A 14099-nucleotide genomic window follows, 5' to 3' on the forward strand; every position below is an offset into this window, starting at 1 on the left:
TGCCTCATTGCAGCACGGACAGGCGCTCGGATGCCGTACCTGGAACGCCCTGCCCTTCCTGCAGGCGCCGGTAGAGGCCGCCGTGCGCCAGAAGCTCGTCATGCGTGCCCTCCTCGCGAATGCCCGACCGGTCGATGACGACGATCCGGTCGGCACTGCGCACCGTTACCAGGCGATGGGCGATCACCAGCGTGGTGCGGCCCTGCGAAAGGTCTGCAAGGGACCTCTGGATCTCGCGCTCGGTCTCGGTGTCGAGCGCGGAAGTGGCTTCGTCGAGGATCAGGATCGGCGGATTCTTCAGGAAGATGCGGGCGATCGCCAGCCGCTGCTTCTGCCCGCCGGACAATTTTACGCCGCGTTCGCCGATGACGGTATCCAGGCCCTGCGGCAAATTCTGGAGGGTCTCCTCCAGGCGCGCACGCCGCACGGCCTGCCAGATCTCCGCCTCGGATGCGTCGAGCCGCCCATAGGCGATGTTCTCGCGGACGGTACCGCCGAACAGGAAAACATCCTGCTGCACGATGCCGATCTGCTGGCGCAGTGAGGTGAGCGTCATGTCGCGTATATCGATGCCGTCGATCGTCACCGCCCCCGACTGCACGTCGTAGAAGCGCGGCAGCAGCGCGCAAAGTGTCGTCTTTCCGCTTCCCGACGGGCCGACGAAGGCCACGGTCTCGCCCGGAGCGATCGACAGATCCACATCCTCAAGGACCGGGCGCGCCCCGTCATAGCCGAAGGTCACGCCGCGGTAGCGGATCGCCCCGCGAAAGGCGGGTGCTGGCTTCGCCCCGGGCCGGTCGGTGATGTCGGGCGCCGTTTCGAGAAGCTGCTGGTAGCGGCGAAAACCGGCAAGCCCCTTGGGATAGGTTTCGATGACGGCGTTGATCTTCTCGATGGGGCGGAAGAAGACGGTCACGAGCAGCAGGAAGCCTACGAAGCCGCCATAGGTGAGGCTGCCCTGGAGCACGAAATAGCTGCCGGCCAGCATGACGACGAGCTGGACGAGCCGCATGCTCATGTAGCTGAGCGAAGTGGAGGCCGCCATGATCTTGTATGCTTCGAGCTTCGTGTCGCGGTAGCGGGCGTTGTCCCGGTCGAACAGGCGGCGCTCGTGGTCCTCGTTGGCGAATGCCTGTACCACCCGCATGCCGCCGACATTCTCCTCTATACGCACGTTGAAATCGCCGACCCTGCCGTAGAGCGCCTGCCAGTTGCGCGTCATCCGCCCGCCATAGGTGGTGGTGAGCCAGGCGACGAGGGGCACGATGACCGCCGTGATCAGCGCCAGTTGGACATTCACCGTCAGCATCAGCGCAAAGGCGCCGATGAAGGTCATCACGGCGATGAAGAGGTCCTCGGGACCGTGGTGGGCGACCTCGCCGATCTCCTCCAGGTCTTTCGTGACGCGGGCGATGAGGTGTCCGGTCTTGTTGTTGTCGTAGAAGCGGAAGGAAAGCCTTTGCAGATGGTCGAAGGCCTTGCGGCGCATGTCGGTCTCGATGTTGATCCCCAGCATGTGTCCCCAATAGACGACGACCGCCGTCAGCGCTGTGTTGGCGGCATACATGACCGCCAGCCCGGCCGCGGCCAGGAGGATGAGCGACCAGCTCCCGGTCGGCAGGAAATTGTCGACGAACATCTTGGCCGCCATCGGAAAGGCGAGCTCCAGGAGGCCCGCCAGGATCGCGCAGGAAAAATCCAGCAGGAACAGCGTCCTGTAAGGCGCGTAATAGGAAAAGAACCCTCTAAGCATGGTCCCGCGTCTCGATGTTCGATCCACTTCACGACCTGGCAAGTTCATTGCGTCCCCTGCCGAGAAGCCACACGAGATACGGTCCGGCAACCACAGCGGCGAAGAGCCCGACGGGCATCTGGTAGGGAAAGGCGATCATTCGGCCGAGCCAGTCCGCCACGATCAGAAGCGTGGCGCCGATCAAGACCGCCCCGAACAGATGGGCGGGGCCTACGGGGAGCCCGATCCGGCGCGCGACATGCGGCGCCACCAGGCCGACGAAGCTCAAGGGGCCCACCAAAAGCGATGCTGCCGCCGTCAAAAGCGCCGCCGTTCCCACGAGGACGGCACGGCTCCGCCTGACCGGGATGCCCAACGCGGAGGCGACGGTATCGCCGAGCGGGAATATCTCCAGCCAGCGCCAGACGAGCAGGACGGGTGCGATCAAGGCGCTCGCCGCGAACGCGGCGAAGACGGCATCGCTCCACCCGGCATCGTTCGTCGATCCGCTCAGCCAGCGCAGAATCTCGTAGGACTGCACGTTGCCCATGGCGATGACCGAGGTGAGCACGGCGCTGCACAGCGCGCCCGCGGCAATGCCGGCCAGAAGGAGATGGCTGCGCCCGAAGGAGGCGCGTGCGGCAACCGCCAGCATGACGGCCAGCACCGCAAGCGCGCCGAGAACGGAAAAGCCGAGGCGAAGGGCGAGCCCCGGAGACGCGAACAGGAAGAGCGCGGCGGCAAGCCCCACCCCGGCACCGGAGCCCACGCCGAGCACTTCGGGGCTGGCAAGCGGGTTGCCCGTCAGCCTTTGCAGGACGACGCCCGCCGCCGCGAGCATCGCCCCCGCCATGGCCGCCACGGCAACGCGGGGCCCGCGCCAACGTACGAGATCGGCAAAGGTCTCGCCCGTCGCGATCGACCAGCCCTCCGGACCCCGCCCGAGAGCCAGGGCGACGATCGCCGCCGCAGTCGCCACAAGCGCCAGAAACGCGACGAGCCGCCACGGAAACCGCGTTCGCCGCGCCGCCGCCGTGGTGCTGCCCAGTTGCGGCCGCGCGAGCATCGAAAGACGCGGCAGCATCCAAAGGAGCAAGGGAGCCCCGACGAGCGCGGTCGCGGCACCCGTGGGGACACGCTCTCCGCCCGCGCCGGAGGAAAGCTGCACGACCATGTCGGTAAGCCACAGGATGAGTGCGCCCACCAGCACGGAGCCGACCGCGAGCTGGCGCGGCGTGCGTGCTCCGCTGAGGCGCGCCAGCGCGGGTGCCGCGAGGCCGACAAAGCCGATGACGCCGAGGTGCGCCGTGACGGTGCACGCCAGCCAGACGGCGAGCGCGATGACCAGAAAGCGGGTCGCATGCAACGCCACGCCGAGGCTGCGCGCACTCTCGTCATTGAGCCCGAGGATGGTGAGCGGCCGCAGCAAGAGCATGGAGAGCGCCGCCACGACGGCAAAAGCGGCGCCGATGGACAAGGTGGCGTCCCAGCCCTGCTGCACGAGGGATCCGCCACCCCAGATGAAGAGCGAGAACATGTATTCGCCATTGGCGAGGATAAGCGCCGCACTCGCCGCGGAAGCGGTGAGCGCAATCATCATCCCGCCAAGCAGGACAGAAACGGGCTCGAGGCCGCGCCGCCACGTCAGCGCGAGCACGAGCCCGGCGGCGGCACAACCGCCGGCCAGGGCCACCGCCTCCCGGGACCAGGACATCGCGGCGGGGAAATAGAGGGTTGCAACGGCCATGGCGAGCTGCGCGCCCGAGGCGATGCCCAGCGTGGTCGGCTCGGCAAGCGGATTGCGCAGCACGCGTTGCAACAGGTAGCCGGAAAGCCCAAGCGCCGCGCCAGCGAGCAATGCGACGGCGATGCGCGGCAGCGTGCCGTAGAAGAGAATGGCGCGGTCGAGATCGGAGGCCGGGCCGCCACCGGCGGCAGACCAGCGGGCGGCGACCGGGCCCGCAACCTGGAACGCGCTCAGCGCGGCGGCGAGGCAGAAAAGACCGCTCCAGAGCCAAAGGCGATGCGCAGACGCTCTTTCAGCCACGGCCCTCTCCCGCCTGCCCATCCATGGCATCGGCCAGTAATCGGCTGAAGCGCATGGCCGAGGGAAGCCCGCCAAAGTGATTGACCGGCGCGATCGTGACCACGCGGCCCTCGCGGACCATGGGCAGCGCGCGCCACAGGGCATTCTCCAGAAGCCCGGGCCCCGCGTCGGGCGGGATCGGCTCTACGATGATCACGCGCGCTTCCGGCACCTCGGCCAAGGCCTCGAAGCCCACCGGCGCGGCAGCCGAATAGCTGGTGTCGGCATGCCAGGCGTTTTCAAAGCCGAGCCGCTCCAGCACGCCGCCGATCATGCTGTCGGGACCGAAGGCGCGGAAGTGCCGTGCATCGCCGACGCTGATGGCGAAGGTTGGCCTGTCGGTCAGTGGTTCGAGAAGCTTCGCGGAGTTGCGCAGGGTGGCCGCGCTCTGCCCGATCAGGTCCTTGGCCTGCCGTTCGAGGCCAGTTGCAGAACCGATCGCCCGAGCCGCTCCTTCGGCCAGCTCGTAGGCCGGGCTTCCCGGCTGGTACACGGGAGCGGAAACCACCGGCGCGATCCGTTCGAGGCTGGCGTGCTGCGCGACGTAGAAATTCGAGGACAGAATGAGATCGGGCTCGGCGAGTCGCAGCATTTCATAGTTCGGCGTTCCGCGAAGGCCGATATCGGCCGTCGTCTCGGGTACGGGCGGCTCGACCACGATCTTGCGGTATTGGACGAGCTCTGTCGCGGCGACTGGAAGGATGCCTAGCGCCAGCGCCGTTTCGAGCATCGCCCAGTCGATCGCCGCGACGCGCGTTTGAGCGGCAGCGGCGCTTCCGGCTGCCAGGACCGCACCGGCCGAAAGGCCCATGAAAGTGCGTCGTGTCAGCAGCGACGGCCTCATTCCACATAGCCTATCGGGGCGCCCGTCCGCGGGTGCTCGAGAATTCCCATGCCGATGCCGTAGATCCGCGCCAGCACATCGCTGCGCATGACCTGTTCCGGAGGACCTTCGGCGACGATGACGCCGTCGCGCAACGCCACCAGTGCATCGCAGATGCGCGTGGCCATGTTGATATCGTGGAGCACGACGATGGCGGTGACGCCGCGTTCGCCCGTCATCCGGTGCAGAAGGGTCAGCATCTCCACCTCATGGGCGACGTCCAGCGCGGAGGTGGGCTCATCCAAAAGCAGGCAACCCGCCTCCTGGGCGATCATCACGGCGAGCCAGGCGCGCTGGCGCTCGCCACCTGAGAGGCTGTCGACGAGCCGCCGCTGCAGAGGCCCCAGCCCGGTCGCGGCGAGCGCTTCCTCCACCTTCTCTGCATCGGTGTCACTGAAGCGGCCGAGGGCGCCGTGCCAGGGGAAGCGCCCGAGGGCGACAAGCTCTTCGACGGTCAGCCCTTCCGCGGCCGGTGCGAACTGGGCCATGTAGGCAACCTGCCGCGCAAAGGTGCGCTCGGAAAAGGAGAAAACATCCTCGCCGCGAAAGAGAACCCTGCCGGCGCTCGGCCGTTCCTGCCGGGCGAGCATGCGCATCAGCGTCGACTTGCCGGACCCGTTGGGGCCGATAAGGCCATGGATCCGGCCGCGCTCGAAAACGGCGTCGATCGGACCGAGGATATCCCTTCCGTCCGCCGCGAAGCGGACGCCCTCCAGGCGGTAGAGCGCTTCCGTCCCTTGTCTCTCCCGGTCGTTCGTCACCATGTCGCATGCAGCTTGAACTTGATCGACCGGCCCTCGCCATAGGCGCAGCTGAGCGCTTCCTGGCAGCTTGCCACATAGACCTCGTCGAAGAGATTGGTCACATAGAGGTCGGCGCCGAAATTGCCCCTTTCATAGCCGATCCGGGCATCGAAGACGGTGGAGGACGGGACCTTCAGCGTGTTCTGGTCGTCCGCCCAGGACGAGCCGACATAGCGCACGCCGCCGCCCAGCGTGAAGCCGTCGAGCGGGCCTTCGTTGAAGGTGTAGTCGAGTGCCAGCGCCGCCTGCTGTTCGGGCACCGCCGTGGGCGTCTTGCCAATCAGGCCGGCATCCTCGTCGCTGGTGGTCTCGACGTCCAGCAGGGTCACGGCCGCCCGCGCCCGCCAGTTTTCCGTCAGATTGGCCTTGGCCTCGAATTCGACGCCGCGCGAATTCACCTCGCCGATCTGCGTTTCCGCGAGAAAAGGCCCGGTGACGACGTTCTGGCGCGTCAGGTCGAACAGCGCGACGGTGAAGATACCGTCCATCCAGGTGGGCTCGTATTTCAGGCCGACCTCGTACTGGTAGCCCTCTTCCGGCTCGAAAAGCTCGCCCGTTGCGGTGGTTTCCAAGAGGGGATTGAAGAAGGTCGACACGCTCGCATAGGGGGTCACGCCGTTGGCGAACTGATAGGCCAGTCCGAGGCGGCCGCTCCAGGCGCCGTCGGAGGTATCGAAATCCGACGTCCCTTCAGATTTCGTCGCCACGTAGTCATAGCGCCCGTTGAACGTGGTGATCCAGCCGCCGCCGAAGCGGATCTGGTCCTGGACATAGAACCCGACCTGCCGCTGCGTCACTTCCTGGTCGATATAGGGAACCGGGGCCGGCTGCGGGGTGCCGTAGATCGGATCCGTCGCGCTGATCGGCGTTGCCGTACTCGAGGCCTGGACCTGATCCATGCGGAAATACTTGTAATCGGCCCCGAGGAGCAACCGGTGCTGCAGCGGTCCGGTCTGCACCGTTCCCTCGAGTTGGTTGTCGAGGAGAAAGGTGGTGGTCTTGGTCCGATGCTCGAAGTTGATCCGCTCGAGTAGATTGTCGGGACCGGCCGGAGTCGGCGAGAAGCCCGCATAGCCATAGGGATAGGGCGCCACCTCGTGCAGGTCGGCATAGCCCGCGCGCGCGTTCTGCCGCACGGTCCAGCCGCTGTCGAAGGTGTGCTCGAATTCATAGCCGAGCGAGGCCTGACGGCGCAGATAGGTGTCGATGTCCGGCTCGGCGAAATTGGCCTCTCGGCTGATGCGGCCGAACGGAGCATCCACGACCGTGCCCACGTAAGGCAGGAAACCGCCGCCCCCGTGCACCTCGTCCATATAGGTGAAATTGCCGAGCACCGTCAGGCTCGTGGCATCGTCCGGCGTCCAGGTGAATGAAGGCGAAACGACACCGCGGAACCCTTCCTCGAAATCGGTGTAGCCGTCGCCGCCCCTGACGAGACCGACCAGCCGGGCGTCGAGCGTATCGCTTACCCGGTCCTGGAGGTCAAAGCCCAAGGACGCCTTGCCCGCATCGTTGATCCAGGTCTCGGCAGAGCGCCGCCGCTCGCCGGTCGGGCGCTTGCTGACATAGTTGACCAGACCGCCTGGGTTGCTGCCGCCGTAGAGGACGGAGGACGCACCCCTGAGCACCTCGATGCGCTCCAGCGTGAAACTGTCGATGAAGAAGCCGCCGAAGCCATAGCTGTAAAGCGGCAGCCCGTCCTGATAGACGCCGGTCTGGGTGGCCTGGAAGCCGCGGATGAAAATCCAGTTCGTATCGCTGTCGTAGCCGAAGGGCTGGGCAAAGACGCCGGCGGCGTAGCGCAACGCCTCGTCGGCCTTGTCCGCGCCGAGATCGTCCATTTCCTCGCGGCCGATGACGGACACCGATTGCGGGATTTCACTCAACGGCGTGTCGGTCTTGGCGCCGGTCGCCGTGCGCCCGGCTATGTAGCCGCCCACTGGTCCCGTCGCCGTTTCGCCTTCGACTTCAATGCGTTCCAGCCGTGTCGCGTCCGAATCCACCTGCTGCGCAAGGACACCGTTTGAAAGGCCGACCGTCGCGGCACTGCCCAGAAACGCCAACTTCACCGCACGCATAATCATCATCGATGCTCATCCCCCGGAGACGGGCCGGCCCCAGCCGGCGACATAAGGTGAGCATCTAACTCAAGTTCGATGTGGGGGATTGAACGTTCTTCCGCTCTTTTGAACGAAACGCCTGCGGCCCCGCTCGATATCGCGTGCCGAGCCGACGCTGCCATGCCGCCGGCGTCACGCCGGTGAAGCGCTGGAAGACGCGGGTGAGGTGTGCCTGATCGGAAAACCCGGCGACGACCGCCGCCTCCGTCAGGGACGTCTCGCCCGCCGCCAGCATGGCCTTCACGTGTTCCACGCGCTTGCGCAACTGCCAGCGGTGAGGCGGAAGGCCGGTGGCCGCCTTGAAGAGATGCGAAAAGTGGGAAGGCGAGAGCCCGACCAGCCCGGCCAGTTCCTGCAGCCGGATATTGCGGGCGCAGTTTTGCTCGATGAACCCGGTCACCCGCCTGAGCTGGTGCGCCGTCAGACCGCCCTCGCCCGCCGCCTCGACCTCACCCGTCCCCATGGCGGCCAGCAGTGCCGTCACCAGGCTCTCGTCATAGACCGGGCCAGCCTCGTTCTTCTCGCAACACTCCAGCGCGAAAAGCCGCGCCAGCGCCATCAGCCGCGGATCGGCAAACATGAGTCTCGGCCTATCCCAACGGCCATCCCGGACAATGCCGGGAAAGCGCCTGGAAAGGGAGGCGATGTCGAAGTGAATGTCGAGGTGCCGCAAGCGCCCGCCGCCATTCAGGCGCGACCAGAGCGGCATACCCGCCGGCACGAAGCACATCGGGCTTTCCGGACCGAGCCTTGCGCAGGGCCGCGCGTCGGATGCGCACGTGAGATCGATGGAGGTGGCAGGATCGCTCTCCAAGAGCATGAAAAGGCGCGGGGCGCGCGAAACATATTCTCCCCGAGCCCGAGACTCGCATGCCACGTCCCAAACGTCCGCGATGAGCCCCGGCCACGCCCGCCACCGCAGGTCTGCGAGAATGGTGACGCCGCTGACGCGGGATTCCATCTGGGGGTGGAACATGGCCGATGCGATCAGTGCCGGGAAAGGGGGATTGCTTAAACCTGACTTCTCTTATCAGTTTATTACTGTCATTTGCCGCAACTCTCAAGGGGCACGGGCATGTGACCGCGCCTCCCGCCCGGCAATCAACGCTTCGGACCGTGTGCATTCATCGCAGAGGGCCGCGCTCGGCCGAACGCGAAGACGTGTCTCAGGCGGAGTCCTTGAGAAGGGTGAGCCGCTCGATGTCCCAGCTTATCCAGAGATGATCCTGCGGCAGTCCCTGGGCCTTGGCCGCGTCGACATAGGCCTTGATTACGGCGTCGTCGCGCTCGCCGACGCGGATGTCGAGGGCGGTGCGGCTGCCCTTGAACAGCCGGCTGACGATGCGGCCCTGGACCGCATTCGCCGCGGCCGGCTTGTCGGGATGGCACGCCACGTTTTCGAGCCGCAGGGCGGCCATGACGTTTTCGCCCGGTTCCGGCCGGTGGCCATGCGCGGAGCCGCGCAACTCGACACCGTTCCAGTCGATGACGATCGCGTCCGCGTCACTGCCGCGCACCTTGCCTTCCAGCAGGTTGGTCTCGCCGATGAACTCCGCCACGAAACGGCTGACGGGGCGAAAATAAAGATCCTCCGGCGTGCCGGCCTGCTCCACCCGTCCGGCATTCATCACCACGATGCGGTCGGACATGGTCAGCGCCTCGTCCTGGTCGTGGGTGACGAAGAAGAAGGTCTTGCCGGTGCGCTTCTGGATGTCCTTGAGCTCCACCTGAACCTGGGCGCGCAACTTGGCATCGAGTGCGCCCAACGGCTCGTCCAGCAGAAGCAGCTTCGGATCGGGCGCCAGAGCGCGCGCCAGAGCCACGCGCTGGCGCTGGCCGCCGGAGAGTTGGTCAGGCGTGCGTTCCTCGAACCCGCCAAGCTGGAGAAACTCCAGAAGCTCGCCGGTGCGCCGGTCGATCTCCGACCGTCCCTTGCCCTTGAGCTCCAGCCCGAAGGCAACGTTCTGCCCGACCGTCATGTGCGGAAAGAGCGCGTAATCCTGAAAGACCATGTTGACGTCGCGCCGGTTGGGCGGCAGCCGCGTCACATCCGTCCCGTCGAGAACGATGCGGCCTTCGTCCGGCGTTTCGAAACCACCCAGCATGCGCAAGGTCGTCGACTTGCCGCAGCCGGAGGGGCCGAGAAAGGTCACGAATTCGCCGGCCATGATCTGCATGTCCAGCCGGTCTACGGCGACCGTCTTGCCGAAGCGCTTGGTGATCTTGTCCAGATGGACGATGACGTCCCTTTCGCCGCTCATGTCAGGCACCTTTGTTGAGCCGCCGCATGGAGCGCTCGGCCCACAGGCCGAGCACGGCGGTCAGGATGAGAACGATGGTCGAGATGGCGTTGATCTCAGGCGACATGCCCGAGCGCAGCATGGCGAAGATGAGCACGGGCAGCGTCGGCTGATAACCGCCGAGGAAGAAGGCACGCACGAAGTCGTCGAAGGACAGGAGCATGCAGAAGATGCCGGCGCCGATCAGGGCGGGCTTCAGATAGGGCAGCGTGACGCGGAAGAAGGCGACGACACTGTCGGCACCGAGATCGCGCGCGGCCTCGACATGGCTTTTCGGCTGCGTCGACAGACGCGCCATGACGACGAGCGCCACGAAGGGCACGTTGTGGACCGTATGACCGAGGATGATGGCCAGCATCCCCGGCTCGATGTCGAGCAGACGCGCGAAGATGCGCAGCGAGATGGCCGAGATGATGCCGGGAATGACCGCCGGCAGGCAGGTGAGCGCAAAGACGATGAGCTTGCCGCGAAACCGGTTGGGCCCGAGGAAGGCGGCGATCCAGGTGCCGATGGCGAGCGAAAGAAGCGTTGAGGAGACGGCGATCGTCATCGAATAGGCGAAGACCGTCAGCACCTCGGTATCCTGGAAGACACCCAGATACCAGTCCATCGTCCAGCTCGTGATGGGGAAGCCGATGAACTTGGAATCCTTGAAGCCCATCAGCACCATGAGGACGAGCGGCACGAAGAGATAGACGACGAAGGCGCCGTAAATGACCGACATGAGGATGCGGGTGTGGCGCGTCATTGCATCATCCCCTTCCCGTCACGACCCATCAGCTTCAGGAAGATCCCGGCAATGGCGAGCGTGGTGATCAGCATGATCGCGGAGAATGCCGCGCCCGTCGGCCACTGGTCGCCGGCGACGTGGAAGAAGCCGGCGATCGTCTCTGCGAAGACGGTCGTGCTCGGTCCGCCAAGCAGCACCGGGGTGGCGTAGTAGCCGGTCGAGATCAGGAAGACGAGCGTGCAGCCCGAGGCGATGCCTTCCCTGGAGAGCGGCAGCGTGATGCGGCGAAAGCGGGTCCAGGCGCCGGCGCCGAGGTCGGCCCCGGCTTCCAGATAGTTGCGCGGAATCTTCTCCAGCGCCGAGTATAGCGGCAGAAGCATGTAGAGCGCTGTGAGATAGATGATGCCCATGCCCAGCGAGAAGCTCGTATACATGAAAGGGATCGGCCGCTCGATGAGCCCCAGCCATCTGAGAATGAGGTTCACCGCACCGTTGTTGCCGAGCAGGATCATGATCGCATAGGTGCGCACGATCTCGCCCACCCAGAAGGGGATGAGAAGAAGCAGGAGCAAAAGAAGCTGGTTCTTGCGGCTCACATGCTTGGCCAGGAAATAGGCCACCGGATAGGTGATGACGAGCGTGGAGAAGGTCAGCACGGTGGCGAAGGCGAGCGTGCGGAAGTACGGAATAATGAAGATCTGCTCGTTGAAGAAGGCGGCCCAGTTCTGAAACGTGAACCGCGGCTCCTGGCCGGCCGTGGGCGGATAGGAGTCGAGAAAGCTGATCCAGAACATCTCCACGATGGGCCCGAGGTGAGCGAAGAAGACCCAGAACAGCGGAAAGCTCGCCAGCAGCACGAACTGCCGGCGCTGTGTCTTGAACAGCGTCTCCGTGATCGATTGATAAAGGCCGTTGGTCAGGAGCGCACCCCAGAGGCTGCGCTTTCCGCCATCCTTCGTGGCCGAGCCGAGTTCGGCCTGCTCTATGTCCGTCTGCGTCATGTTCCGGCGATCATCCGTCTAGCGCACCGCGTCCCTTGCCGAGGCGCCTCGGAGCAGCGCCCCGTCGCCAGGCGTCCAAGACGGGGCAAAAAGGAAACCGCAGGAGCGGACGAAGTCGCCCGCTCCGTTCTCCCGTGGTCGTCAAGCCGCCTTGATCTCCTCGACTGCTGGGTCGACGAGTTCGTATTTCAGGTCGTTCGCCTCGGCCCTGAAGAACTGGAGGCCCTCAAGTTCTTCATCGGTGAAGGAGGAGGCTTTCCGCTCGAGTTCGCTCAGATGCTGATCGACACCCTTGAAGGTGGAGATGAAACCGGAGGACCGCGTCATCGCGGCACCCACTTCCGGACTCGCCAGAAGCGCGTCGATCAGCTTGTAGGCGTTGTCCTGGTTGGGACCGTTGTTGGTCACGTTCAAGGTGTAGACGAAGCCGTAGGTCCCCTCTTTCGGAATGGTCATGTCGACGGGGAAACCGTCCGCAATCAGGGTCGCGATGGGGCCGTTCCAGGCGTGCGCCAGCACCACATCCTGATTGACGAACATCTGCTGGATCTCGGCGCCTGAGTCGTAGTACTTGCGCACCATCGGCTTGTGCTCGATGAGGAAGTCGCGCACCTCCGTGACGACCTCCGCCGCCCTCTCGGGATTGTCCTTGTATTCGATCATGTTGCCGTCATAGCCCATGTAGAGCATCATGACGGACATCATGTCCTGGATGATATAGGCCGTCTGACCCTGGTACTTCGGGTCGAACATGACGTCCCAGCTTTTCACCTCCTCTTCGCTGACCACCTCGGTGTTGTAGGCCAGCACCTCGGCGCCCGACAGGATCGGCGCACCCCACTTGTTGCCGTTGATGGTGGCCCAGTCGCTCTCCGAGTACACCGGATTGATGTTGCCCCAGTGCGTCAGGCGGTCGGTGTCGAGGGGGGCGAGGAGTTCCGAGTCGATGAACTGCAGGAACCGATGGCCCGCGACCGTCACGATGTCGACCGTGGGCTCTGGCGCCTCGGCAGCCAGCAGGTTGAACTGCTTGCCCTGGTCGTCAACGAGCCGGACGTTGATTTGGATACCGGTCTCCTTCTCGAACTCGGCCTTGAAATCGTCCGGGATGAAGTTGGCATAGGTCCACACGTTGACGACCCCGGACGCCCGCGCGGCGGTGGAGCGCAGATAGGCCGGCAAAGCCAGCATGGACGCGCCCGCCGCACCTGTCTTGATGAAGCCTCTGCGGCTCGTTGCGAACTTGCTCATGGCGATATTCCCTCTTCTGGTTGGTATCTTGTCACACGGGCTCTCCCGTGCCTGGGTTTTGCGGGGCTCTTCGCGGCCCCTTCTTCGCATTCCTTGCAGCACCTGTCACGCCGCCTTTCAGGCAAAACCGCTCCGCGTCAGCGACTTCAGATCATCGAGCGTCATCCGGTCCAGATCCAGTGCCGGGACAAGGCTGTTCTCGCCTGCGAAGTCGCGGCCGTAGAGGGCGGAGAAGATTTCGACCCCGGCACGGTGAAGCCGCGCCTCGCGCCCGGTCATCTCACCGAGCTTCACGGTGACGAAAAGCCCATAGGGCACGTCCTCGGTGACATAGCGGCTGTCCGCCGTTGCGGGGCCGGTGCCGCCGCGGCCCTGCCGGTGCATCTCCTGGTTCATGTTCGAGACCGTGTCCTGCGGCACGTGGAAGGACAGGTGGAAATGCTCGAAGATGGTGCGCACGGAAAGGCCGAGGGCCTCCGCGATCGCGAGCCGCTCGCGATCCAGCGCCTCCAGAAGCCGCCCGACATTGGGTGTGACGTTGAAGCCCTGGCTCCAGGTCTCGCCGTGCTCCATGCGCGTCATGTTGCACAGGGCGATGCCCATGTGGTTCTGCGGATTGAGGTTCGACAGCGATATGGCGAGCAGGCCTTCGCGCTCCACGAAGCGGTCGCCGAAAAGGCGGCGGCAGAGCAGAAGCCCCTCGGCCGAACGCGCCTCGGGCAGCGTGCACATGTCGATCTTGCTGCGCACCGTGTTCACGCTCGCCTCGACATGGCTCGGCTGCCGCCCCGTCGTCGCCGTCGTTCCCCAGGCGATGATGGGTGCCGTGACCCTGCGGTCGGCGAGTAACCGGGAAAGATAGAGCGCGCCGAAGGAGGCGTGCGAGGAGATGACGATGGCCTGCCCGGCGCGGATGTGCGGCGCGATGGCGTCGAAGACGGCCTTGTGGCCGTAACCCGGAACCGCGACGAGCAGCACCTCGGCCTTACGCACGAGCGCCTCGGCGCTCTCGGCGACGCCCGGATGGAAGGTGCCTTCCACCGCGCCGGTGGCTGTCAGAGGCTCACCGGCTGCCAGTCGCCTGGTGCGCTCGCCCGACGGCGACCACAGCACCGGCCGGTGGCCGGCCTGTTCGAGAAAGGCGGCCGCGCCGAAGGCGATGGCGCCGGCGCCGGCAATGCCCACGCACAATC

General features: G+C 65.4%; 11 protein-coding genes. All 11 read right to left on the bottom strand.

Translation table 11 applies throughout. From position 1 onward, the window contains the following. Positions 1–4: 4 nt before the first annotated feature. Positions 5–1753 (bottom strand): ABC transporter ATP-binding protein, encoded by a 1749-nt coding sequence (locus tag SIN08_RS21095; RefSeq protein WP_322453583.1) that lies wholly within the window; start codon positions 1751–1753, stop codon positions 5–7. A gap of 28 nt (positions 1754–1781) precedes the next feature. Beyond that, complete coding sequence (gene fhuB, locus SIN08_RS21100) at positions 1782–3779, bottom strand: Fe(3+)-hydroxamate ABC transporter permease FhuB (protein ID WP_322453584.1); 1998 nt, start codon at positions 3777–3779, stop codon at positions 1782–1784. Then, positions 3772–4662, bottom strand: coding sequence for an iron-siderophore ABC transporter substrate-binding protein (locus SIN08_RS21105; RefSeq protein ID WP_322453585.1), 891 nt, complete (start codon positions 4660–4662; stop codon positions 3772–3774). Before SIN08_RS21105 ends, fhuB begins: the two co-directional genes overlap by 8 nt. Then, positions 4659–5465, bottom strand: coding sequence for an ATP-binding cassette domain-containing protein (locus tag SIN08_RS21110; protein WP_322453586.1), 807 nt, complete (start codon positions 5463–5465; stop codon positions 4659–4661). Before SIN08_RS21110 ends, SIN08_RS21105 begins: the two co-directional genes overlap by 4 nt. Further along, positions 5459–7582 carry a TonB-dependent siderophore receptor gene (locus SIN08_RS21115; protein WP_416208118.1) on the bottom strand — a complete coding sequence of 708 codons (2124 nt, stop codon included), beginning with the start codon at positions 7580–7582 and terminating at the stop codon, positions 5459–5461. Before SIN08_RS21115 ends, SIN08_RS21110 begins: the two co-directional genes overlap by 7 nt. A gap of 64 nt (positions 7583–7646) precedes the next feature. Beyond that, entirely contained in the window at positions 7647–8354 is a 708-nt protein-coding gene (locus SIN08_RS21120) for an AraC family transcriptional regulator (RefSeq protein WP_322453588.1), read from the bottom strand. A 436-nt stretch (positions 8355–8790) separates the two neighbouring features. After that, the gene (locus SIN08_RS21125; protein WP_322453589.1) at positions 8791–9885 is read right to left on the bottom strand and encodes an ABC transporter ATP-binding protein; all 1095 of its coding nucleotides are present in this window, start codon (positions 9883–9885) and stop codon (positions 8791–8793) included. 1 nt (position 9886) lies between these two features. Next, entirely contained in the window at positions 9887–10672 is a 786-nt protein-coding gene (locus SIN08_RS21130; protein WP_322453590.1) for an ABC transporter permease, read from the bottom strand. Beyond that, positions 10669–11655, bottom strand: coding sequence for an ABC transporter permease (locus SIN08_RS21135; RefSeq protein WP_322453591.1), 987 nt, complete (start codon positions 11653–11655; stop codon positions 10669–10671). Before SIN08_RS21135 ends, SIN08_RS21130 begins: the two co-directional genes overlap by 4 nt. Before the next feature lie 141 nt (positions 11656–11796). Then, a complete protein-coding gene (locus SIN08_RS21140; protein ID WP_322453592.1) occupies positions 11797–12906 on the bottom strand; it encodes an ABC transporter substrate-binding protein in 1110 nt (369 codons plus the stop codon). A 117-nt stretch (positions 12907–13023) separates the two neighbouring features. After that, complete coding sequence (locus tag SIN08_RS21145) at positions 13024–14097, bottom strand: NAD/NADP octopine/nopaline dehydrogenase family protein (protein ID WP_322453719.1); 1074 nt, start codon at positions 14095–14097, stop codon at positions 13024–13026. Positions 14098–14099: the final 2 nt, after the last annotated feature.

This window comes from Chelativorans sp. M5D2P16 (genome assembly GCF_034427935.1).
In the GTDB taxonomy this organism is placed as follows: domain Bacteria; phylum Pseudomonadota; class Alphaproteobacteria; order Rhizobiales; family Rhizobiaceae; genus Chelativorans.

What these genes read in the sequence shown, in the direction of transcription:
- SIN08_RS21140 (WP_322453592.1), bottom strand. Translation starts at nt 12,906, where the DNA reads ATGAGCAAGTTCGCAACGAGCCGCAGAGGCTTCATCAAGACAGGTGCG.
- SIN08_RS21130 (WP_322453590.1), bottom strand. Translation starts at nt 10,672, where the DNA reads ATGACGCGCCACACCCGCATCCTCATGTCGGTCATTTACGGCGCCTTC.
- SIN08_RS21110 (WP_322453586.1), bottom strand. Translation starts at nt 5,465, where the DNA reads ATGGTGACGAACGACCGGGAGAGACAAGGGACGGAAGCGCTCTACCGC.
- SIN08_RS21125 (WP_322453589.1), bottom strand. Translation starts at nt 9,885, where the DNA reads ATGAGCGGCGAAAGGGACGTCATCGTCCATCTGGACAAGATCACCAAG.
- SIN08_RS21095 (WP_322453583.1), bottom strand. Translation starts at nt 1,753, where the DNA reads ATGCTTAGAGGGTTCTTTTCCTATTACGCGCCTTACAGGACGCTGTTC.
- SIN08_RS21135 (WP_322453591.1), bottom strand. Translation starts at nt 11,655, where the DNA reads ATGACGCAGACGGACATAGAGCAGGCCGAACTCGGCTCGGCCACGAAG.
- SIN08_RS21115 (WP_416208118.1), bottom strand. Translation starts at nt 7,582, where the DNA reads ATGCGTGCGGTGAAGTTGGCGTTTCTGGGCAGTGCCGCGACGGTCGGC.
- SIN08_RS21120 (WP_322453588.1), bottom strand. Translation starts at nt 8,354, where the DNA reads ATGTGCTTCGTGCCGGCGGGTATGCCGCTCTGGTCGCGCCTGAATGGC.
- SIN08_RS21105 (WP_322453585.1), bottom strand. Translation starts at nt 4,662, where the DNA reads ATGAGGCCGTCGCTGCTGACACGACGCACTTTCATGGGCCTTTCGGCC.